Annotated in this window: 17 protein-coding genes; 9 read left to right on the forward strand and 8 right to left on the reverse strand. The window is 63.6% G+C overall.

What is annotated here, in order from left to right; translation table 11 throughout:
• Positions 1 to 142 precede the first annotated feature (142 nt).
• Both JJ918_RS14615 and JJ918_RS14620 read left to right on the forward strand, forming a co-directional pair.
• Positions 143 to 520, forward strand: a complete 378-nt coding sequence (locus tag JJ918_RS14615; protein WP_367277718.1) for a response regulator — start codon at positions 143 to 145, stop codon at positions 518 to 520.
• A gap of 31 nt (positions 521 to 551) precedes the next feature.
• Entirely contained in the window at positions 552 to 1,910 is a 1,359-nt protein-coding gene (locus tag JJ918_RS14620) for a PleD family two-component system response regulator (protein WP_291888843.1), read from the forward strand.
• 124 nt (positions 1,911 to 2,034) lie between these two features.
• On the opposite strand, the gene rpmG is transcribed toward JJ918_RS14620, so the two are convergent.
• A complete protein-coding gene (gene rpmG / locus JJ918_RS14625; protein WP_271188226.1) occupies positions 2,035 to 2,202 on the reverse strand; it encodes a 50S ribosomal protein L33 in 168 nt (55 codons plus the stop codon).
• A gap of 197 nt (positions 2,203 to 2,399) precedes the next feature.
• Between rpmG and JJ918_RS14630 the strand changes: the two genes are divergently transcribed.
• Positions 2,400 to 2,768 carry a hypothetical protein gene (locus JJ918_RS14630; protein ID WP_291888847.1) on the forward strand — a complete coding sequence of 123 codons (369 nt, stop codon included), beginning with the start codon at positions 2,400 to 2,402 and terminating at the stop codon, positions 2,766 to 2,768.
• 1 nt (position 2,769) lies between these two features.
• On the opposite strand, the gene JJ918_RS14635 is transcribed toward JJ918_RS14630, so the two are convergent.
• The 6 genes from JJ918_RS14635 to JJ918_RS14660 all read right to left on the reverse strand — a co-directional run bounded on the left by JJ918_RS14635 (position 2,770) and on the right by JJ918_RS14660 (position 13,269).
• Positions 2,770 to 3,960 (reverse strand): MFS transporter, encoded by a 1,191-nt coding sequence (locus JJ918_RS14635; protein WP_291888850.1) that lies wholly within the window; start codon positions 3,958 to 3,960, stop codon positions 2,770 to 2,772.
• A gap of 193 nt (positions 3,961 to 4,153) precedes the next feature.
• Positions 4,154 to 5,851, reverse strand: a complete 1,698-nt coding sequence (locus JJ918_RS14640; RefSeq protein ID WP_291888852.1) for a hypothetical protein — start codon at positions 5,849 to 5,851, stop codon at positions 4,154 to 4,156.
• A 385-nt stretch (positions 5,852 to 6,236) separates the two neighbouring features.
• Positions 6,237 to 6,917, reverse strand: coding sequence for an NUDIX domain-containing protein (locus tag JJ918_RS14645; RefSeq protein WP_291888855.1), 681 nt, complete (start codon positions 6,915 to 6,917; stop codon positions 6,237 to 6,239).
• Complete coding sequence (gene rnr, locus JJ918_RS14650; protein WP_291888858.1) at positions 6,914 to 9,184, reverse strand: ribonuclease R; 2,271 nt, start codon at positions 9,182 to 9,184, stop codon at positions 6,914 to 6,916. The genes JJ918_RS14645 and rnr overlap by 4 nt, the downstream gene beginning before the upstream one ends.
• A 5-nt stretch (positions 9,185 to 9,189) precedes the next feature.
• The gene (topA, locus tag JJ918_RS14655; protein WP_291888862.1) at positions 9,190 to 11,814 is read right to left on the reverse strand and encodes a type I DNA topoisomerase; all 2,625 of its coding nucleotides are present in this window, start codon (positions 11,812 to 11,814) and stop codon (positions 9,190 to 9,192) included.
• A 138-nt stretch (positions 11,815 to 11,952) separates the two neighbouring features.
• Complete coding sequence (locus JJ918_RS14660) at positions 11,953 to 13,269, reverse strand: D-alanyl-D-alanine carboxypeptidase (RefSeq protein WP_291888865.1); 1,317 nt, start codon at positions 13,267 to 13,269, stop codon at positions 11,953 to 11,955.
• Between the two features lie 159 nt (positions 13,270 to 13,428).
• Here JJ918_RS14660 and JJ918_RS14665 point away from each other — a divergent pair, with 159 nt between their 5' ends.
• From JJ918_RS14665 to clpA, 3 genes are all read left to right on the forward strand, one after another.
• Positions 13,429 to 14,097: a phasin family protein gene (locus tag JJ918_RS14665; RefSeq protein ID WP_291888868.1), complete on the forward strand. Its 669-nt coding sequence runs from the start codon at positions 13,429 to 13,431 to the stop codon at positions 14,095 to 14,097.
• 409 nt (positions 14,098 to 14,506) lie between these two features.
• Positions 14,507 to 14,836, forward strand: coding sequence for an ATP-dependent Clp protease adapter ClpS (gene clpS / locus JJ918_RS14670; RefSeq protein ID WP_271188218.1), 330 nt, complete (start codon positions 14,507 to 14,509; stop codon positions 14,834 to 14,836).
• A gap of 4 nt (positions 14,837 to 14,840) precedes the next feature.
• Entirely contained in the window at positions 14,841 to 17,147 is a 2,307-nt protein-coding gene (gene clpA, locus JJ918_RS14675) for an ATP-dependent Clp protease ATP-binding subunit ClpA (protein WP_291888873.1), read from the forward strand.
• Between the two features lie 61 nt (positions 17,148 to 17,208).
• On the opposite strand, the gene JJ918_RS14680 is transcribed toward clpA, so the two are convergent.
• Positions 17,209 to 18,288 (reverse strand): AraC family transcriptional regulator, encoded by a 1,080-nt coding sequence (locus JJ918_RS14680; protein WP_291888876.1) that lies wholly within the window; start codon positions 18,286 to 18,288, stop codon positions 17,209 to 17,211.
• Positions 18,289 to 18,470: 182 nt separating this feature from the next.
• Between JJ918_RS14680 and JJ918_RS14685 the strand changes: the two genes are divergently transcribed.
• From JJ918_RS14685 to recQ, 3 genes are all read left to right on the forward strand, one after another.
• The gene (locus JJ918_RS14685; protein WP_291888879.1) at positions 18,471 to 19,295 is read left to right on the forward strand and encodes a DUF2306 domain-containing protein; all 825 of its coding nucleotides are present in this window, start codon (positions 18,471 to 18,473) and stop codon (positions 19,293 to 19,295) included.
• Between the two features lie 100 nt (positions 19,296 to 19,395).
• Entirely contained in the window at positions 19,396 to 20,634 is a 1,239-nt protein-coding gene (locus JJ918_RS14690; RefSeq protein WP_291888882.1) for a S41 family peptidase, read from the forward strand.
• A 44-nt stretch (positions 20,635 to 20,678) separates the two neighbouring features.
• Complete coding sequence (recQ, locus tag JJ918_RS14695) at positions 20,679 to 22,475, forward strand: DNA helicase RecQ (protein WP_291888884.1); 1,797 nt, start codon at positions 20,679 to 20,681, stop codon at positions 22,473 to 22,475.
• The last annotated feature ends 90 nt before the right edge of the window (positions 22,476 to 22,565 follow it).

Here is a 22,565-nt window from a genome sequence, read left to right on the forward strand (position 1 = left end):
GCCATTTTGTTCTTATCTTGTTCCGAAAGGGACGAAAAGTACCCGTTGACTCATGGTTGGTTAAGGAAGATCGGGTTTGATGCAGGCGGGGTTAAACACGCACGGTACAAACAGTGCATCAAACGGGAAGCGCGTCGCCGACATGCTGCAGGTCATGCCCAAGAAGGTCCTGATCGTCGAGGATAACGAGCTCAACATGAAGCTCTTCAACGATCTGTTGGAGGCCCATGGCTATGAGACCTTGCAGACCAAGGACGGCTTCAAGGCGCTTGAGCTGGCGCGCGAGCATACACCCGACCTGATTCTCATGGACATCCAGCTGCCGGAAGTGTCCGGCCTCGAAGTCACCAAGTGGCTGAAGGATGACGAGACCCTGTCGGCGATCCCGGTTGTGGCCGTGACGGCGTTTGCCATGAAGGGCGATGAGGAGCGGATCCGGGAGGGCGGCTGCGAGGCCTATCTGTCCAAGCCGATCACCGTAACCACCTTCATCGAGACGGTCCGGCAGTTTCTGGACTAGGGACAGGCGTTAGCGTTAGGGGCGAACAGGTATGAGTGCGCGTATCCTCGTCGTTGACGACCAGGCCGCCAATGTCCGCCTGCTCGAAGCCCGCCTTCAGGCCGAATATTTCGACGTCTGCACTGCCACCAATGGCTACGAGGCCATCGAGGCGGCCCGTCTCGAACAACCCGATCTGATCCTGCTCGATGTGATGATGCCCGGCATGGACGGGTACGAGACCTGCGAGCGGCTCAAGGCCGACCTGTCCACCCGGCATATCCCGGTCGTCATGGTCACGGCGCTGGACCAGCGCGAGGACCGTATCCGCGGGCTCGAGGCCGGGGCCGATGATTTCCTGACCAAGCCGATCGACGATGTCGCGCTGTTTGCCCGGGTGCGCAGCCTGCTGCGGCTGAAGGCCGTGCTCGACGAGCTGCGCTATCGCGAGAGCAGTTCGGCCATCGCCGAGCTGCAGGCCGATTTCGCCGACGACCCGGCCGAGATTTCTACCGCCATCATCGTCAGCGCCGATCCGCGGGCCGGAGCCCGCTATGCCTCGGCCCTGCCGGAACAGGTGCGCGCCCAGGTCCTCAAGGCCCCGGTCGAGGCGCTGGCCGAGATGCGCAAGGGGACCGACCTTCTGATCGTCGATCTCACTCATCCCGAATTCGACGGCTTGCGCCTGTGCGCGCGGGTGCGTTCGGACACCGTGACCCGTCCGCTGCCGATCCTGACGGTCGTCAGTCCGGACGATACGGCCCAGGCCGTACGGGCGCTCGATCTCGGTGTGAACGACATCATCTACCGCCCGGTCGATGCGGGCGAGCTGAATGCGCGCGTGCGCACCCAGCTGCGCCGCAAGCGCTATGCCGACCGGCTGCGCAGCCAGCTCGACCAGAGCCTGGAGATGGCGGTGACGGACCCGCTGACGGGGCTGCACAATCGCCGCTACATCAATTCGCGCCTGCGCCAGGCCCTGGCGAGTGCCGACAATGGCGGTGCGCCGGTTTCGGTGGTGATTGCCGATATCGATCACTTCAAGTCGATCAATGATCTCTATGGCCACGAGGCCGGTGACATCGTGCTGCGCGAGTTTGCCGAGCGGATCCAGAAGGCCATGCGCGCGCTCGATCTGGCGTCCCGCTATGGCGGCGAGGAGTTTCTGGTGCTGATGCCGGCGGCCGGCCTGGCCGAGGCGCGGATTGCTGCCGAGCGCCTGCGCGGCGTGGTCGCGGATGCGCCCTTCCTGCTCGAGGACGGCACGGATATCGCAGTCACGGTGAGTGTCGGCCTGGCCCAGGCGCTGCCGGGCGAGGGTGTCGAGGCCGTGCTGCGCCGTGCCGACCAGGCGCTCTACACGGCCAAGAATGAAGGCCGCAACCAGGTCCAGGTCGCCAGCGCGGCCTGACGGCTTACAGCTCACGGCTTACAGACTTCAGATGCAAATAGAACGGCCCCGCCGGATTTCTCCGGCGGGGCCGTTCTGTGTCTGTCGTCGCAAGATGTATTCGGAAAAGCGGCGGGCGCCTGTCCTACTTGATCTTGGCTTCCTTGAATTCGACGTGCTTGCGCGCGACCGGGTCGTACTTCTTCAGCACGAGCTTCTCGGTCATCGTGCGGGCGTTCTTCTTGGTCACGTAGAAGTAACCCGTGCCGGCCGTCGAGTTCAGGCGGATCTTGATGGTTGTCGGCTTCGCCATGGCTCTAAATCCTGTCTGCAGTCCCGGATGTCACGTGCGCCACGGCGCATGCCGTCGCGGGAGCGCGCGAACATACGCATGGGCGAGTGTGTGTCAACTGTTCTCGGCGGTCGGTCCAGAGAAATCTGAGGAACTCTATTTCACGCAGACCCACGATGTTATGGTTGTGGGCCGCTGGCGAAGGGGGAGGCCCGAGCATGACCAGATTTGGCTATCCTGAATCTGCTTGGATGAATGCCAAGAAAGAGGCACGAGATATATTAATTCGACGGGCATCGGGGAGGATAAATCAAACAATTTCCTATTCAAAACTTGCAGAAATGGTTCGAGCTATCAGCTTTGAAGCACATGAGCATGCATTTCACGCGCTACTTGGTGAAATATCAGAAGAAGAGCATGCAGAAGGCAAGGGTATGCTGTCGGTTTTGGTTGTCTACAAAAACGGCCCTCAGATGCCAGGAACGGGCTTTTTTGAGTTGGCAAAAGAACTCGGTCACGGCTTCGTAAATGAGGAGGAATTTTGGGTGCGAGAATTCGAAAAAGTACTTTCCGTTCACCAGAAATAGATCAAGCTTTCTCTGACCTTCCTTCTTTCAAAACTCGTATTCCTACAGCAAGCACATAGGCTGCCGAGACGGCGGAGAGTGTCCATAACAGCCCCCAGGGACCGATCGTGTCCATGGCGCTGCCGGCAATCGGCGGGCCGGCGAAACTGCCCAGCCCGTAGGCGAAGATGAAGCCGGCATTGGCCGCCGCCACGGCACCGCCGGCAAAGCGTTCGCCCAGGAGGGAGAGGCCGACCGAGTAGAGCCCGCTGGCGACGCCGGCCTGGATGAAGAGGAGGGGCAGGAGGGCCGGTGTGAAGCCGCCGGCAAGCCCGATCCCCACCGGTACGAAGGTTGTCGTCACGGCGATCCAGAACAGGGTGGCGCGCCGGTCGGTCCGGTCGGCGATCCAGCCCAGCGGAATCTGGAAGCTCAGCGCGCCCATGGCGACGGCGAACACCATCATGCCGATCGTCGCATGGGTCAGCTCGATCCGCTCGCCATAGACCGGCAGCAGCGAGAAAAGCAGCGTCTCCAGCGCCCCGAAGGCCAGACCCGCCAGGATAGCGGCGGGAGCCGAGCGGGCCGCGCCCAGCATCGCCTTGAGCGACGCGCCGTCGCGGTCGGGCGCCACGGCCTGGGGGCCGCGCAGCAGGGCGACGGGCAGGGTGCCCAGAAGGAAGATGGCGGAGGCAACGTAGAAGGGCAGGTCGCCGGTCGGATCGAGCACCGAGAACAGAAGGCCGCCAACGCCGAAACCGCCCGCCAGTGCCGTGCCGTAGACGCCCAGCATGAAGGCGCGCCGGGCCGGCGTGACCACCTGGTTGATCCAGCTTTCGGAAATCACGAAGACGACGGTGATATTGCAGCCGCTCAGGAAACGCAGCGCGAACCAGATCGCCACCACCGGGAAGGCCGGAAAGAGTGCGAACAGGGCTGCGGCGACAACGAGATTGCCGATCAGCATGTAGCGCGGCGGCGCCAGCGTCATCAGGCGCGGCACCAGCGGCGCCATCACCAGGGTCGACAGGGCCGCAGCCGCGCCGTTGAGACCGACCAGCACGCCGGACCCCGTCATGTATTCCAGGCGCAGCGAGATCAGCGGCATGGACAGGCCGAACACGATCCCGCACACGCCGGCACAGCAGATGGCGGCAATCAGGGCGCGCGTATTGCCCCGGCGCAGATCGGTGAGTTCGGCAGCGGCAGTCATGCCGCAGCTATAGCCAAAGCGCCGCGATGCGTCTCGTTTCGGGGGCAGGGTGGATTTTTGTTTTGCGCGGCGTTGCCGCGCGCCCCTCACCTTAATCCTCTCCCCGGTGGGGGAGAGAGTATAGAAGTATCCAGAATATATTCGCCGAGGCAACTTTGATAGCGACAAAGAAATAATGTAGCGTCGTCGTTCATCAAAGCTGGTACCGACGTCGGATAGCGAGAAAAAACAGGAAAAAGAGAACATAGGACGCACTGCCGAAAAGAACGCTAAGATAGCGTACTACGACTTGTGTTTGAGGTGCATATCTCACCCACGCCGGTTCACTGATATCGAATGTTATTCCTATCGGGGTTGAATTGAGGAAGCTCTCGAAGAGCCATTGCGTCACTAGGAGTGCATCTGACACTCTGCCTGTAAACTCCCACCCATCAAAAAAGATTAAACTAAACCCACCCATCAACATGAATATCGCTGCGAGTATAGCAAATATCACTGGGGGTCTGTTGGTGTTAACTCCATAGTCTGAAAATATTTTGTAGATATGATTTGTTAGCCAAGAAGCGAAGCCGACTTCGCCGATGGGCCGAAGACCATGAATCTGCGCCTCAATTTGCTTCAGTTTATAGGCGCTATTGAAGTTCCCATAACTCTCCATAGCCCGCGTCAAGGGGCGAAGTCCGGTCTCAATTTCATCTAAGGCGTGGCCGTCTTTGCGGCCCTCTCCGCCCCGCGCTGGCGCCAGCTTAATATCACCCACATTGGGTTCTGATGCGAACTGCGTACCTGTGAAATCAATCGCGTGACTTAGTTCAACGCGCTGCAAGCTGGCGGTTCCAATTCTCCAGCCTCGAATTCGAAACGGCGTTATCACCTTCAGATCTAACAACTGTAGAGAGGCGATGCTGGCCCCGCGTGGGGGTGCGTTCATTGTCAGGGCGCCGCCTTCGGCGCCCACGGTCACTTCAGTCATCTCTACTTTCGAAATATCGCTTGAGCCAGGGAGTGCCCCGCGTCCGATAGTAGATGAAGCAATGTCGATCTCGGAGATTCTTGCGACCCCAAGCCCCAAATTGCCAATGCTCGAAAATGCGTTGATCGAAAGCGAGTGCGCGACTTCACCGCCCCCGCTAAGAGCATTTATGTCGCATCCTTTTATAGAAATTGCATTCAGCTGGCAGGAGTTGAAAGTGGCTATGTTTAATTCTGATCCATAGATAATAATTTCGCCACCTTTCCTTTCAGAATTTACTAATGATATACGATTAAGTTTCGAGTTTTTGATTTCTAAATTAGAGTTATTGTATAAGTCGAATTTACATACGGATTCTGGATAAATGTTGTTGCAATTAAATATTTTGAATGTGACTTCGGACGACAGAACAATATCCAAGTCACCCACATAGCACCCTGTCAATTTTACATTCCATTTCAGCGGAGACCTTGAATCAATTTTTTCGGATTGAATAACATCCATATCTTCAATCGATATGTTTGCTGAATTCGAATAGTAGCTTGTTATCGATAAGTCAAAAATTCTCGTTATTCGCCGATCTTTATCTTGATTGGAAATAATATCAAAAAAGAATTCAAAAAACTGGCGTGATAGAATCTGGTGGGAACGCTTGTAAATTTTATCTGGGATGCATGACGAACTAAATTCGTCACTTTGGAATGCTCCCACCGGGTATCGATTGAATGTAAATTCAGGTTTTCCCTCGATATCATCCAAGAGGCCAATCTGCCTTAACAGCCTCTCCCGCTCCACCTGACTGTATTGTGAGAATCGTCTATCGTAGGCCTTAGTAACTGCGGCCAAAAAAACTGCTTTACGGGCATCATCATCAGCGTCGGTCGAGAAATCTGAAAAAGAATATGGCTGGTCGTTCATAGCGGTCGAGGCCGGAAGCTTTTGAGACAACGGTCGCGACACAGACGAAAGCGTGGCGCATTTTTCGGGATTGAGGTTTCCTGAACAGCAATCCCCGTCAGCGTAGTTTGGTTTGTCAATTCGAGCGACGGATTCGAGTCGGATCGTCCGTTGCGCTACCGTCAGTGTGTATTGGTCAGTCGATTTTGTATAGCAACGCGTTCCTCTATAGCTCGTCGGCCCGAGCCACCCAACCAGTAGGATTGTGGTGTTTCAAGACGGTTTCCTGCTGGATTTATCTATACCCCCTCCCGAGACGGGGAGAGGAGGTGCTGAACCCCTTCTCCCCCACTGGGGAGAAGGTGCCGCGAAGCGGCGGATGAGGGGCGGCCGCGGGAGCGGCCTTCTACAGCGGTTCGACCCACATCTTGCCGCGGCGGTCGCGGATGTGGCGGGGTGGTTCGGGGCGGGGCGGTTGTACGCGGACCAGCTCGTCCAGCACGAAATGCGTCACGCTGGGCAGGTCGAGATCGCGGGCCTCGGCGAGCGGCACCCATTGCACGTCTTCCAGTTCCGAGCTGGGCCTGGGCGGACGGTCGCCATGCAGCGCGGCGGCATCGGCCGTGAAGAACCAGGTGTCGAAACGGCGGGTGCGTCCCGGCGGGGTGATGGCGCGGGTGATCAGCGACAGGGGCGCCAGGTCGGGCACCACGCCGTGCTGGCGGAAGGGGGCCCAGTTGGCATGGCGCGAGCGGCAGGCCCCTTCACGGGCGATCAGCAGGCCGGTCTCCTCGGCGGTTTCCCGCACGGCGGCGGCCGCGGCTGCGCGCGCCCGGCGTTCGGGCAGGAAGCGCTGCATGATGTCCATCACGCCGCGGTCGAGGTCGCGGGCAAAGGGCGCCGTGCCGTCGGCGCGGTCGACCCGGCCGCCGGGGAAGACGTATTTGTTGGGCATGAAGACATGGCGCGAGGAACGGCGCCCCATCAGCACCTCGGTGCGCGCGCCGCGGCCGCGCGTCAGGATGAGCGAGGCGGCCAGGCGTGGCCGCATCGGCGGAACATCGCTGCGCCGGCGTTCGTCGCTCATTTGCGCTTGCCCTTGCGGCCCTGTTTCCAGGGACGGCCCGAACGGCGCCCGCCGGGCGGACCGCCATGCTGGCGGCGCCGGCCCTTGGGCACGGGGCCTTTTTCGGCCGGGGTGAGGATGTCGAGCAGCAGGCCGCCGGTGACCGGCTGGGCCTCCTCGATCCGCACCGTCACCGGCATGCCCAGGCGATAGCGGCTGCCGGTCTGCAGGCCGACCAGGGCGTGGGCGGCCTCGTCATGCTCGAAACGCTCATCGCCGAGCCGGCTGATCGGCACCAGACCGTCGGCACCGGTCTCGTTGAGGCGCACAAAGGCGCCGAAACGGGTCACGCCGGTAATCCGGCCGTCGAACTCGCCACCGACCTTGTCGGCCAGGTAGAGCGCGATGAAACGGTCGACCGCATCGCGTTCGGCCGCCATGGCGCGGCGTTCCGAATGGGTGATCTCCTCGGCGATCACGGTCAGGCGCGAGCGTTCCTCGTCGGTCTGGCCGTCCGGCCCCAGATTGAGGGCGCGGATCAGGGCGCGGTGCACGGTGAGGTCGGCATAGCGCCGGATCGGCGAGGTGAAGTGGGCATAGCGGTCGAGATTGAGACCGAAATGGCCCTGGTTCTCGGTGTCGTACACCGCCTGCGACTGGCTGCGCAGCACGACCTCGTTGATCGTCTCGTAGTGTTCGGAGGATTTCGCCTGGGCGAGCAGCGTGTTGAAGCGCCCCGTGACGACACGCTCGCCGCGGGTCCATTTCAGGCCCACTGTCGGCAGGAAACCGGCGAGATTGTCGATCTTCTCCTTCGAGGGTTCCTGGTGGACGCGGTAGATCAGCGGCGTGCGCTTGTCTTCCAGGCTTTCGGCCGCACAGACATTGGCCTGGATCATGAACTCCTCGATCAGCTTGTGGGCATCGAAGCGTTCGCGGGTCTCCACGCCGGCAACCTTGCCGTCCTCACCGATCCGGACCCGGCGTTCCGGCGCGTCGATCTCCAGCGGCTCGCGGCGCTGGCGCGCCTCACGGACCGAGAAATAGGCGCCCCAGAGCGGTTTCAGGACCTCCTCCAGCAGCGGGCCGGCCTTGTCGCCGCCCTTGCCGTCGATCGCATCCTGGGCCTCCTGATAGGCCAGTTTGGCGGCGGACTTCATCCAGCCGCGCAGGAAGCGGTGGGCGCGCTTATTGCCGTGCTTGTCGAAAACCATGCGCACGGCCAGGCAGGGCCGTTCTTCATTCTCGCGCAGCGAGCACAGATCGTTGGACAGGCGTTCCGGCAGCATCGGCACGACGCGGTCGGGCAGATAGACCGAATTGCCGCGCTTGAAGGCACCGCGGTCGAGCGCACCGCCCGGCGTGACATAGGCGGCCACGTCGGCAATCGCGACGATGACCTGCCAGCCGCCGGCATTCTTCGGATCCGCGTCCGGTGCCGCCCAGACCGCATCGTCATGGTCCTTGGCGTCTTCCGGGTCGATCGTGATCAGGGGCAGGTTGCGGATGTCCTCGCGGCCGGCCATTGTGGCAGCCTTGACCGTGTCGGCCTCGCGCTGTTCGGCCTCGGAGAAGCCCTGGGGCACGCCGTGGGAATAGAGCGCGATCAGGCTGCCGGCGCCGGGCGCGCTGGCATCGCCGACGACTTCCACGATCTGCGCCGTCTTGAGGCCGTGGCGGCGCTCCTTGACCAGCTGGCACAGGACGAGATCGCCATCATTGGCCTTCTCCGCCTCGCCGCGGGCCGGCACGAGTTCATGGCGCGAGCGGCGGTCGACAGGCAGGAGGCGCATCGGGCCGGATTTCGGTTTGCGCAGCACGCACAGAAGCTTGTGGGCGCTCTGGCCCAGACGTTTGATCAGGCGGGCTTCATAGCCGCCCTCATTGTCGGGCGTGAGACGCACCAGCGCCTTGTCGCCGATGCCCAGGGCCGGCTCACCCTTGCCGCCGGCCCCTTCGCCGGGCGCCAGACGGATCGGCGGGGCGTCGCGATCGGGACGCACCGGTTCGGCCAGCAGCTCGCCATCATTGTCGCGATCGGTGATCTCGACCACGGTGACCGAGGGCAGGGCGCCGGCCAGGGCATAGGTCTTGGAGGCGGTGCGCTTGATGGCGCCATCCGCTTCCAGCGCCGCCAGCGCGTCTTTCAGATCGCGCTTGGCGTCGGTGCCCTTGAGCTTGAGCGCACGCGCGATCTCGCGCTTGCCGAACGCGCCTTCGCCCAGCTTGATAGCTTCGATCACCGCCTCGCGCAGGGAGCCGGCTTCGTTATGCGTGTCGCCGGCCATCCGCTCTACTCCGCCTTGGTCTTCTTGGTGGCGGTCTTTTTGGCGGCCGGCTTCTTGGCTGCGGCTGTCGTCTTTTTCGCGGGCGCCTTCTTTTTCGCCGGCGCCTTTTTGGCTGCGGCCTTTTTGGCGGGTGCTTTCTTCTTGCCGCCCTTGGCGGCTTTTTCCTCGACCAGCTTGATGGCCGCTTCCAGCGTCACATCGTCCGGCTCGGTGCCCTTGGGCAGGGTAGCGTTGATCTTCTCGTACTTCACATACGGGCCATAGCGGCCGGACATGATCTTGATCGGCTTGCCGTCATGCTCGCCCAGATCCTTCAGCGCCGTGGCCGACGCGCCGCGGCGGCCGCCATTGGCGCGCTTGTCGGCGATCACCGAGACGGCGCGGTTGAGACCGATCTCGAAGACTTCGTCGACGGTGGGCAGGTTGGCGTAGGTCTTGTCGTGATGGACATAGGGACCGTAGCGGCCGATCGCCGCCGTGATCGGCTGGCCGTCATCGGGGTGTTCGCCGACCGTGCGTGGCAGGTCGATCAGCTTGATCGCCTGGTCCGGGGTCAGCTCCTTGGGATCCCAGCCCTTGGGGATGGAGGCGCGCTTGGGTTTGTCCTCGCCCTCGATCTCCATCTCCAGATAGATGCCGAAACGCCCGTCCTTCATGACGACCGGCTTGCCGGTCTCCGGGTGGATGCAGATCTCGCCATCGCCCTCGATCGCGGGCTCGGCATCCTGTTCGCCCATCTGGCGGGTGAACTTGCAGTCCGGATAGTTCGAACAGCCCAGGAAGGCGCCGAACTTGCCCAGGCGCAGCGACAGCGTGCCTTCGCCGCAGGAGGGGCAGAGGCGCGGATCGCTGCCGTCTTCCTTTTCCGGGAAGATGTGCGGGGCCAGGGCCTCGTTCAGCGCATCCAGCACGGCGCCGATGCGCAGATCGCCGATATCGTCGACGGCGGCGCGGAACTCGGTCCAGAAATCGCGCAGCAGCTGTTTCCAGTCGAGCTCGCCGGCCGACACCTTGTCCAGCTGGGTCTCCAGCGCGGCGGTGAAATCATATTCCACATAGCGCTTGAAGAAATTCTCCAGGAAGGCGGTGACCACGCGGCCCTTGTCGAGCGGGTGGAAACGGTTCTTGTCCATGCGGACATAGTCGCGGTCGCGCAGCACCTGCAGCGTCGAGGCATAGGTCGAGGGGCGGCCGATACCCAGCTCTTCCATCCGCTTGACCAGCGAGGCTTCGGTGAAGCGCGGCGGCGGCTGGGTGAAGTGCTGGTCGGCATAGGTCTTGGCGATATCGGCCGCCGAACCCTGCTGGACTTTCGGCAGGCGGTTCTCGCCTTCGTCTTCCTCGTCGTCGCGGCCTTCCTGGTAAAGCGCCAGGAAGCCGTCGAACATCAGCACCGAACCGACCGCGCGCAGGCCGGTCTTTTCGTCGGCGCTGGTGATGTCGATCGTGGTGCGCTCGAAACGGGCGCTTTCCATCTGGCTGGCCACGGCGCGGCGCCAGATCAGCTGGTAGAGGCGTGCCATGTCCTGGTCGAGACTGAGGCTCTCGGGCAGGCGGGCAAAGGAGGTCGGGCGGATCGCCTCGTGCGCCTCCTGGGCGTTCTTGGCCTTGGTGGCATACATGCGCGGCGAGGCCGGCACATAGAGCGAGCCATGCTCCTTGCCGATGACATCGCGGGCCTGGCTGATCGCTTCGGGCACCATGGAGACGCCGTCGGTCCGCATATAGGTAATGAGACCGGTCGTCTCACCGCCGATATTGACGCCCTCATAGAGCTTCTGGGCGGTCTGCATGGTGCGGGTCGCCGAGAAGCCCAGCTTGCGCGCGGCTTCCTGCTGCAGGGTCGAGGTGGTGAAGGGCGGCGGCGGGTTGCGCTTGGCCGGCTTGGCCTCGACGCCGGTGATCGACAGGCTGGCCGCCTTGATCGCCTCGACGGCGGCATTGGCGCTGGCGCGGTCCTTGATGGACAGTTTCTGCAGCTTCTTGCCGTCCAGCGTGACGAGTTTGGCGCGGAAGGGATCGGACCCGGCCGTCACATCGGCATCGATGGTCCAGTATTCCTCGGCGCGGAATTTCTCGATATCCAGCTCGCGGTCGCAGATCAGGCGCAGGGCGACCGACTGCACACGGCCGGCCGAGCGCGAGCCCGGCAGTTTGCGCCACAGCACCGGCGACAGGGTGAAGCCGACCAGATAGTCCAGCGCGCGGCGGGCCAGATAGGCGTTCACCAGTTCCATGTCGACGGCGCGCGGATGGCGCATCGCTTCCTGGACGGCCTGTTTGGTGATGGCGTTGAAGGCCACACGCTCGATCGTGACATCCTTGAGCACGCGGCGCTTCTGCAGCGCTTCCAGCAGGTGCCAGGAAATGGCTTCGCCTTCGCGATCCGGGTCGGTTGCGAGGATCAGGCGGTCGGCTTCCTTCACGGCGTCGGCGATCGCCTTGACGCGTTTGGCGGACTGAGTGTCGACCTCCCAGGCCATCGCGAAATCCTCGTCCGGCTTCACCGAACCGTCCTTGGGCGGCAGGTCGCGCACATGGCCGAAACTCGCCAGAACCGTGTAGTCCGACCCGAGGTATTTGTTGATGGTTTTGGCTTTGGCCGGGGATTCTACGACGACGACATTCATCGGCATTTGCGTCCAGACATGAGGCTATGGGCCGCCGGGCGGCAGCCAAGGCGCGCGAAAGTGTTCGAGCCGACAGGTTGTGTCAACCGACGCAAAGATTCCAGCCCGCCGCACAGGACGGGCGTTGACGGGGAAGGGTCAGCGGCCCGGAGCGACCGTGAAACAAGCCTGGCTGCGGGCGGACAGATCGCTGCAGGCGCGGCGCGCCTCGGTCTCGGTCAGGGCCTCGAAACGGGCCCGCCACAGGCGGTCGCCGGCGACGTCGACGGCGCGGGCTGCAGGCTGGGCGGCATTGAGCGCCAGCGAGAAACCGGTGACGCGCTGCAATTGCTGGTGCGCGGCATCGGCGGAATTGTAGGCGCCGACCTGGACCGACCAGGCCCCGCGCAGAAGGTCCGGCTCGGCCGCAGCCGCACGGGCCGGTGCGGCCTGTTGCGTCACGGCCTGGTGTGCGACGGGCGCCTGGAGCTCATCCTCATCGGCCAGCACGACCTGCACGGGCGGAGCAGCCTGGCTCGAACCCATTTCCGTCGGTGCGGCAAGATGAAGCGCCGCGACATCGATCGCGATCAATTCCTGCTGGCGTATCGGCGAGACGCGCGGCGAGGAGAGGGCGGCGAACAGGCGCGTATCCTCGCGTTGTTCCAGGGTGGCAAAGGCGGCTTCGAGGAGTTCTTCGGCGTGGGCATCGCGCGAGGCGGAACTCGGCCCGCCCATCACGACGGCAACGAGGCGGTGTTCGCCGCGTTCTGCCGAGACGACAACATTGAAGCCGGAGGCGCGGATATAGCCGGTCTTGAGACCGTCCACGCCTTCGACGCGGCCGACCAGCGTATTGTGATTGCGGTAGGTGCGGCCATTCCAGCGGAAGCTCTCGGTGTTGAAATACTCGAAATAGTCCGGGAAATCGCGGTGCAGGGCGATTGCCAGGCGGGCCATGTCGCGGGCCGTCGTGGTCTGGCGCCGGTCGGGCAGGCCGGAGGCGTTGCGGAAAGTCGTGTTTTCCAGCCCCAGCTCGCGCGCGGTCTGCGTCATCATCTCGGCAAAGCGGGTTTCGCCGCCGCCCAGGCGCTCGCCGACGGCAACGGCCACGTCATTGGCACTTTTCACCACGAGGGCGCCGATCGCGTCTTCCACACTGATCGTGTCGCCGGCCGAGAAACCGAGCCGGGAGGGCACGGCATTGGCGGCATTGGCAGAGACGCGGATCTGGTCGTTCAGGCCGATCTCACCCTGCTCGATGGCGTCGAACAGCATGTAGAGCGTCATCATCTTGGTCAGCGAGGCGGGATAGCGCGCGGCTTCCGAGCGTCGTGAATGCAGGACAACGCCCGAGTTTTCGTCGACCACGAAGGCGGCATAGCGCGACGTGTCGGCATGGGCGTTGTCCGGCGTGGCCAGCAGCAGGGCGGCCAGGGCCAGGAGGCTCAGGAAAAGGCGGCGTGCGGTAACCATGGCCCGCACTGTCCCGCAAGGCCGTTTCCAGCTGGTTAAGCCCGGCTCATCAGGAATTACGACATTTTTGTGCGCCGCACAAAAATCGCTTGACGCTACCGGGTGCACGGCGTATGTTTGCTGCGACTGCGAAGAGCGGTCGCAACACAAGTTTGAACCATGACCGACGACAAAATCCAGACGACCGGCACCAAAGCAACCGCTGCTCAAGCGGACGCCCCGGCTGCGCCCAAGGCAGCGCCGGAGACGGTGAAGCCGGTCAAGGCGTCTTCCAAGGCGGCTCCGGCGAAAGCCGCAGCGCCGAAGAAGGCGGTCGGCAAGCCGGCGGCGCCGAAGTCCAAGTCCGCCAAGGTCAAGACGGCTGCCAAGCCCGCCCCCCGGACGGCAGCCCGCACGAAAGCGAGCAATCCCATGAACCAGACGATCGAAAGCATGACCACCGCGAGCAATGAAGCGCTCAAGGAAGGTTTCGAGAAGACCCTGAAGTCCGTCACCGAAGCGAGCAATTTCCACAAGGAAACCGTCGACGCGATGATCGCGTCCGCCACGGTCGCCGGCAAGGGCTTCGAAACGGCCAACACCAATGCGGTGACCTACGCGAAGTCCTTCATGGAAGACAGCGTCACCGCGACGAAGGCGTTCGCCTCGGCCAAGTCGGTCCAGGAGATCTTCGAGATCCAGTCCGAATTCACCAAGACGGCGATGGACAACTACCTCGCCGAACTGAACAAGACGACCGACCTGTTCTCGGACGTTTTCAAGGATACGCTGAAGCCGCTCAACGCACGCGTCTCGGCCGCCGTGGAACTCGCGCAAGCCCAGCGCTGACGCTCCGGCGAATCAAGTTTTCCTCCCCGACTGGGCCCGGTGATCTTCACCGGGCCCATTTTTTTCGGGTCATCCCGCCTGTGGATAGATCGGCTGAAAAGCCGTTATTCTTGGGGCGGAACGCCAGCCATGGCTTGCGTCTACGGGTTCTCGCCCTGTAGCCTCGACCCCGGTTTTCCGGGTGCCGGAGGCCTGTCCTCCCCGACCGGGCCTGATATCGAACCGGTGGTTCCCCTGTAAATTGAGGGGCCCCCTTCTTATGTCCTCGCGGACGAAACGGGAAGAAAGAAATTGGCCGCCGTGCTATCTTTTCGCCCGGGAAGCGGTTCCGGCCGCGTCGGACGTCTTGTGCTGACGGCCCTCCGATGTGCAATCGGAGGCGCGATGTATAACCGAGTACGATTAAAATATGACCGAACGAAATCATGAAGATGCGGGCGAAGAAGAGGGCACTGGCCTTGCCACGAAGACGCGCCCGGCGACCAAGAAACCTTCGCTTTACCGTGTCCTCTTACTAAATGACGACTACACGCCGATGGAATTCGTGGTCGAGGTTCTCGTCCGGATATTCCGAAAATCGCCCGAGGATGCAGCGAGAATCATGCTGCATGTACATCAGAACGGGGTCGGTATGTGCGGCGTGTACACGTACGAGGTTGCCGAAACCAAGGTAGCCCAGGTCATGGACGCCGCACGGCGGGCCCAACACCCGCTCCAGTGCACAATGGAAAAGGAATAGAGTGGTGCCCTCATTCTCTTCAGATCTCGAAGACAGCCTGCACCGCGCTCTGGGCTACGCCAATGAGCGTGGGCATGAATTTGCCACCCTGGAGCACCTTCTCCTCGCGCTCGTGGACGATCAGGACGCCAGCGCCGTGATGAAGGCGTGCGATGTCGATCTGGATGAGCTTCGCGCCACCCTGACCGAATACGTCGACAATGAATTGTCCGAACTGGTCGTCGACGATGACGAGGACGCCAAGCCGACGGCCGGCTTCCAGCGCGTGATCCAGCGCGCCGTCATCCACGTCCAGAATGCCGGACGCGAGGAAGTCACGGGCGCCAATGTGCTGGTCGCCCTGTTTGCCGAACGCGAGAGCCACGCGGCCTATTTCCTCGCCGAGCGCGACATGACGCGCTACGACGCGGTGAACTTCATCTCCCACGGCATCGGCCGCAAGCCGGGCGCCTCGGAAGAACGCGCCGTGCGCGGGGCCGAGGAGGCCGAGGAGCCCCAGAAGGACGGCGACGCGCTGACCGCCTATTGCGTCAATCTCAACGACAAGGCGCGCAAGGGCGGGGTGGATCCGCTGATCGGCCGCGAGGCCGAGGTGGAGCGCTGCATCCAGGTTCTGGTCCGCCGCCGCAAGAACAATCCGCTGCTCGTCGGCGATCCCGGCGTCGGCAAGACCGCCATCGCCGAAGGCATTGCCCGCAAGATCGTCGAGAACGAGGTTCCCGACGTGCTGGCCGGTGCGACGATCTACTCGCTCGACATGGGCTCGCTCCTGGCGGGGACCCGTTATCGCGGCGATTTCGAGGAGCGCGTGAAACAGGTCGTCAAGGAACTCGAGGACAAGGACAATGCCGTCCTGTTCATCGACGAGATCCACACCGTGATCGGTGCGGGTGCGACCTCCGGCGGCGCCATGGACGCCTCCAACCTCCTGAAGCCCGCGCTTCAGTCGGGTGGCCTGCGCTGCATGGGCTCGACGACCTACAAGGAATACCGTCAGCACTTCGAGAAGGACCGGGCCCTGGCGCGGCGCTTCCAGAAGATTGACGTCTCCGAGCCGTCCGTGCCCGATGCGATCAAGATCCTGCAGGGCCTGAAGTCCTATTTCGAGGACTTCCACGATGTGCGCTTCACCAATGAGGCGCTGAAATCGGCCGTGGAACTGTCGGCGCGCTACATGGGCGACCGCAAGCTGCCGGACAAGGCGATCGACGTGATCGACGAGGCCGGTGCCCAGATGCGTCTGCAGCCGGTGTCCAAGCGCAAGAAGACGATCGGCGTGAAGGAAGTCGAAGCCGTGGTCGCGACCATGGCCCGCATCCCGCCGAAGACGGTGTCCAAGGATGACGAGCAATCGTTGAAGAATCTGGAGACCGATCTGCGCCATGTCGTGTTCGGCCAGGATAATGCGATCGAGAAGCTGGCGACGGCGATCAAGCTGTCCCGCGCCGGCCTGCGCGAGCCCAACAAGCCGATCGGCTGCTACCTCTTCTCCGGCCCCACGGGCGTCGGCAAGACCGAGGTGACCAAGCAGCTGGCCGACATCATGGGCGTCGAGCTGCACCGGTTCGACATGTCCGAATACATGGAGCGTCACGCCGTTTCGCGGCTGATCGGCGCCCCTCCGGGCTATGTCGGCTTCGACCAGGGCGGTCTTCTGACCGACGCCGTCGACCAGCATCCGCACTCCGTGCTGCTGCTCGACGAGATCGAGAAGGCCCACCCGGACCTGTTCAACATCCTCCTGCAGGTGATGGACAATGGCACGCTGACCGACTCGAACGGCAAGAAGGTGGACTTCCGCAATGTCATCCTGGTGATGACCACGAATGCGGGCGCTGCCGATGCGCAAAAAGAGTCGATCGGTTTCAATGCCGGCAAGAAGACGGACGAGGCCGATGCCGCGGTGGAACGCCTGTTCACCCCGGAATTCCGCAACCGTCTGGACGCCGTCATTCCGTTCGCGCCGCTGTCCAGCGACACGATCGGCCGCGTCGTCGAGAAGTTCGTCCTGCAGCTGGAAGCCCAGCTGATCGATCGCGGCGTGACCTTCGAGCTGACGCCGGAAGCGACGGCCTGGCTGTCCGAGCGCGGCTATGATAGCCGCTTCGGTGCCCGTCCGCTGGCCCGGGTCATCCAGGAGCACATCAAGAAGCCGCTGGCCGACCAGATCCTGTTCGGCGAGCTGAAGAAGGGCGGTCTGGTGAAGGTCGATATCGACCCGGCCGATGCCGACCGGCTCGACTTCCACATCACGCCCGGCGACCGGCTGCTGCCGCGCAACGCCAAGAAGAGCAAGAAGGAAGAGGTCTGATCCCTCTCCATCAATGAAACGGAAACGGCGCCCCGCGGGGCGCCGTTTTTCGTTTCGGGGTCTATTCTGCTGCCAGCCGGGAAAGGGCGCTGCGTCCGGCGGCCCGGAAGGCGCGCGGTGTCTGGCCGGTCATCTCCTTGAAGGCCCGGTTGAAGGGGCCGATCGAGGCGAACCCGCTGTCGAGAGCGATTTCCAGAATCGACAGGTCCGCACTGTCAGGCGCGTGCAATTGCGCCATGGCGTGCTCGATCCGGTAGCGATTGACCAGCCGGTTGAAGTTCGGCTGGCCCAGACCGGCCGTGATGGCCCGGCTGATCCGGTAGTCCGGTTCGCGCAGCCGGCGGGCAAGGGCGGCGACTTTCAGCTCCGGGTCGAGATAGAGCTGCTCCGAGGTCAGCACATCCCGGATCCGGCGGCCCAGGGCGCGATCGTCGGCGCTGGCCGGGCCGGCCGTGCGGGCCGGGGCCTCGGCCGCCAGCGGATGCGTGGCGCGGTAGCGGATGGCTACGCTCATCACGATCAGGATCGCCAGGGCGCAGGCGGCCTGGCTGCCGGCCATCAGTTCGGCGGGCAGGGGCGCACTGCCATGGTCCAGCAGCATCACACAGGTCGACACGCACAGACCGAAAGTCGACAGGTAAAGCAGACGCATGCGGCGTTCGTTTCTGGCCAGTCCACCGGACCAGCCGCGCAGCCCTTCCCAGAAGGCCAGCATCAGCACGGTCGAGCTCAACAGGGTCTGGAACCCATCCAGCCCGTCGGCCACGGCCGGGAAATAGATGTGTCTGACCGCGTCCGGCATGATGGGGCTGAGTACAGCCTGGTCGATCACGGTCGGCGCAAAAATACCGGCCACCAGCAGGAGCTCGACGGGACCGATGACCGTGCGGGTCCTGAACAGAGCCCGGGCGACCAGCCAGAAAACGCTGCAGGTACCGCATCCGGCAATGATGAGCAGGGGTGTTAGAGGGCCGAGGGCATCGCCGAAAACCTCGCGGACCATGACCGCCGTCAGACCGGTGCAGAAAACCGCCCAGGTCAGGTGCAGGGTCGTGCGCTTCGGCATGGCGGCGATGGCGATGATCCAGGTCAGGGCGAGACCGGCCACTGCCAGCTTTATGGCATCCGCGATTTCCAGCATGTCCCGACTCCCGCCTGTCCGTGTCGCTGCAAGCATGCGGCGTGCCAGGGGCGCCGGTCAAACCTGCTCTGGGAAAGTGCCAGTATAGCCGATTTCCAAATCGGCAAGACAAGTGGCACCCGGCCGCACTCAATCCCGCATATCCGGGCGTCTCATGACGCTGCATCCAAAAGGGATTTGTCATGTCCGAAGCCGTTGCGCCTGCTGTGCGCCTGCCATCCATTCCGCTCGCCCAGCGTCTTTTAAAGGGGGCGGGCGCGCTCTGGTTCCTGGCCGTCATCGCCGGCCAGTGGCTGTTCGTCTATTATATCCTCGCCGCCTATATGCCACCGACCCTGTCGGGGGCGTGGGAGCGCTGGGACGAGACCGGCCTCATCCACGGCTTCATCGAGGGCGATCTGCCGGGCAATCTGGGCTTTATCAGCCATGTCCTGCTGGCGGCGGTGATCACGCTGGGCGGGACGCTGCAGCTGATTCCGCAATTGCGCCAGCGTGTGCCTGTGCTTCATCGCTGGATGGGGCGGACCTTCCTCGCCGTCAGCGTCTTCATGGCGGTGGGCGGCATCGTCCTGATCTGGGGCCGGGGCACCCGCCTCAACGACGTGACGGGCCTCGCCACGACAATCGACGGCATCCTGATCCTGGTCGCAGCGGCCTTTGCGCTGCACTTCATCCGCCGTCGCCAGATCGACCGGCACCGGCGCTGGGCCATGCGGCTGTTCATCTTCGTCAGCGGCGTCTGGTATCTGCGTGTCGGCTATATGGCCTGGGGGATCACCACGGGCGGGGCCGGGATCGGCGAGCGCATGAACGGGCCGACGGACTACCTACTGGCCTATGCCTGCTTCCTTTTGCCCTGGGCGGTCCTGGAACTCTATCTGCGCGCCTGCGACAGCCGCGCCGTGCCGGTGAAGCTGGGCATGGCCGGGGTGATGCTGGCTGCGGCGGGCATTACCGCACTGGGCGTGTTCGGCGCCTGGATGGTGATGTGGAGCCCGCACGTGTGAGGGGAGGGACGCGAGCGCTGCGGATACCGCAGCGAACCGGCACGCAGGATGTAAACTCGCGATATCGGGCCGATTCCGGCCGTTGTCTGTGGTGTCCGTCATGCGTGTCCTGTCCGTCCTGCTTCTCTCACTCGCCGTGCCTTGCAGCGCCCTGGCCCAGACCGCTGACGGTTTGCAGGCCGATGCGGCGGCCATGCTGGACCTGGTCGAGCACAATTACGCCTATCCGGAACGTGTGCCGGAGGGGTGGGCGGATCATCACGCCGGCCTTCGCGATGCGATCGGCCAGATCGAGAGCCGGCGTGACCTGCTCGGCTTTGCCGAAACGGCGCTGCACCGCCTGTGCGATCATCACGCGATCACCGGCGCCTCCTCGGCGGATTCTGCGGCACTCGTGCCCAGCTTCACCGATCTGTGGGTGGAAGAAGCCGACGGCAATTTCCGCATCACCCAGGTCCGGCGCGGCAGTCCGGCTGCGGCAGCCGGACTGTTGCCCGGGGATGACCTTGTCGCAATCGGTAGCGTTTCGACCGGGGATGCCGTGGAGGCTTTCTGGGATGGCGAACCGCCTCGGGGCGAGACCTGTGCGGGCTTTGCCGCGCGGGTGCTGGCTGCGGGACCGCGGCAGGGTGCGCGGCGCCTGACAGTGCAGCGGGATGGCCAGGCCATCACGGTCGAGATCGACGGTCTCTACACCCGTGGCATCGAGCGGCCCGACGGGGCCCTGGCGGTTCAGGACATCGCGCCGCGGGTTCGCCATATCGTCTTCAATGACAGCCTGGGCGACGCCGCGACGATTGCGGCGTTCGATGCCGCGGTATCGGAGGCGCCGGCGGGAACGCGCTTCATCATCGATCTGCGCGAGACGCCATCGGGCGGCAATACCAGTGTGGGGCGTGCGGTCCTGGGACATTTCACCGACACCGTCGCGCCCTACCAGCGGCATGCCCTGCCGGTCGAGGCCCGCGAAACCGGTGTGCAGAGGTCCTGGATCGAGGAGGTTGCACCGCGCCAGCCTGTTTTCGCCGGTGAGCGGCGGGCGGTCGTGCTTGTCGGCCGGTGGACCGGGAGCATGGGCGAGGGGATGGCGGTCGGGTTCGATGCGCTGGGCGTGGACGTGATGGGTTCGCCCATGGCGGGGCTGCTGGGTGCAATCGGCGATTACCGGCTTGAGGAGACCGGCTGGATTTTCAAACTGCCCTTCGAACGCCTGTCGCATGTGGACGGGACGCCGCGCGAAGCCTTCACGCCGCCCCTGCACACCCAGCCCGGTTTTGCCGGCGATGCAAATAACGACCCGGCCCTGGCCGCGGCTGTGGACTGGCTGAGCCAAGGCTGACCCGCTGGCTTGACGGATGCGGGCAGGTCGGGAGGGATGCCTGCATGTCCGATCCGCGCTCCATCCTGCAATCTGTCTTCGGCTTCGATGCTTTCCGGCCCGGCCAGGCCGGTATTGTCGACCATATCCTCGAAGGCACGCCCACCCTGTGCGTCATGCCGACCGGGGCGGGCAAGTCGCTGTGCTACCAGGTGCCGGCCCTGCTGCTGGACGGGCCGACCATCGTGGTGTCGCCGCTCACGGCGCTGATGGACGATCAGGTCGCCGCACTGAAGGCAAACGGTGTGGCGGCGGCGGCGATCCATTCCGGCCGCACGCGGGAGGACAATGTCGAGGACTGGCGGCGTTTCCAGGACGGCGAGATCAAGCTGCTCTACCTGTCGCCCGAGCGTCTGATGACCGGGCGCATGCTGGCGGCGCTGGAACCCGTCGCGCCGGCGCTCTTCGTGGCCGACGAGGCGCACTGTATCTCCAAATGGGGCGCCAGTTTCCGGCCGGAATACGAACAGCTCGCCGCGCTGCGGACCCGTTTCCCCGACGCCCGGCTGGCGGCCTTCACGGCGACGGCGGATGCGGCCACGCGGGATGATATCGCCGCCAAGCTGTTCGGCGGGGGCGGGGAGATCGTGGTGCACGGTTTCGACCGGCCCAACCTCTTCCTGGGCGTCGAGCCGAAGGCGAAAGCCAAGGCGCAATTGCTGGACTATCTGAAGGACCGGCGTGACGTGTCCGGCATCGTCTACTGCTTGTCGCGCAAGGATACCGAGGCGATCGCCGAGACACTCGTCGCCGAAGGCTATCGCGCCTTGCCCTACCATGCCGGACTGGACGCCGCCGTGCGGCGCGAAAACCAGGAAATCTTCATGGCGGAGAGCGCCGTGGTGATGGTGGCGACCATCGCGTTCGGCATGGGGATCGACAAGCCGGATATCCGCTATGTCGTCCATCTCGCCATGCCGGGCTCGATGGAGGCCTATTATCAGGAGATCGGCCGTGCGGGCCGTGATGGACGGCCGGCCGAGGCGATGATGTTCTTCGGCCTGTCGGATGCGCGTATGCGGCGGCAATTCATCGATCAGGATGGCGAGGACGACGCCCACAAGCGGCGCGAACACAAGCGTCTGGATGCGCTCTTGGCCTATTGCGAGGCGACGCGTTGCCGGCGGCTGGCGTTGCTGGCCTATTTCGGCGAGACCGGCGGCAAGCCGTGCGGCAATTGCGATGTCTGTGTCGATCCGCCCAAGCTCGTCGACGGCACGCGCGAGGCACAGATCCTGATGTCGGCCATCGTGCGGACCGGGCAGCGTTTCGGTGCGGCCCATATCATCGATGTGGTGCGCGGAGCCGATACCGAAAAGATCCGCGAGCGCGGGCATGACCGGCTGCCGACCTGGGGTGTCGGCGCCAACCGGCCCAAACCCTTCTGGCAGGGTCTGGTGCGGCAATGCCTGGCAGGCGGGTTTCTCGAACTCGATATCGAGGGTTTCGGCGCGCTGAAGCTGACGCCGTCCGGCGACGCGGTGCTGAAGGGGCGCGAGCGTCTGGAGATTCGCGAGATCACCCTTTCGCGGCAGGAAAAACGGCGTCAGAAAATCGCTGCGCTACCCGACGATGCCGATATCGATACCGGCCTGCTGGCCGAGCTGAAAGGCCTGCGCAAGACGCTCGCCGCCGAGCGCAATGTGCCGGCCTATGTTGTGTTCGCCGACGCCACGCTGATCGAGATGTGCCGTCTGAAACCGGCAAGCATCGACGATCTCGGCCTGGTCAAGGGCGTGGGGCCGAAGAAGCTGGGTGAGTACGGCGCGGCCTTTCTCGAGGTGATCGCCCGGCGCAGCTGAGGGTTTAATTGCAGTCAGCCGCTCTCTCTGAGGGGTATGTGCGGGTGACAGCTCCGCCGTTTCATGGCCTCAATCAGGCTCACGCCGAGG

It is taken from the genome of Maricaulis sp., assembly GCF_017642925.1.
Lineage (GTDB): Bacteria > Pseudomonadota > Alphaproteobacteria > Caulobacterales > Maricaulaceae > Maricaulis.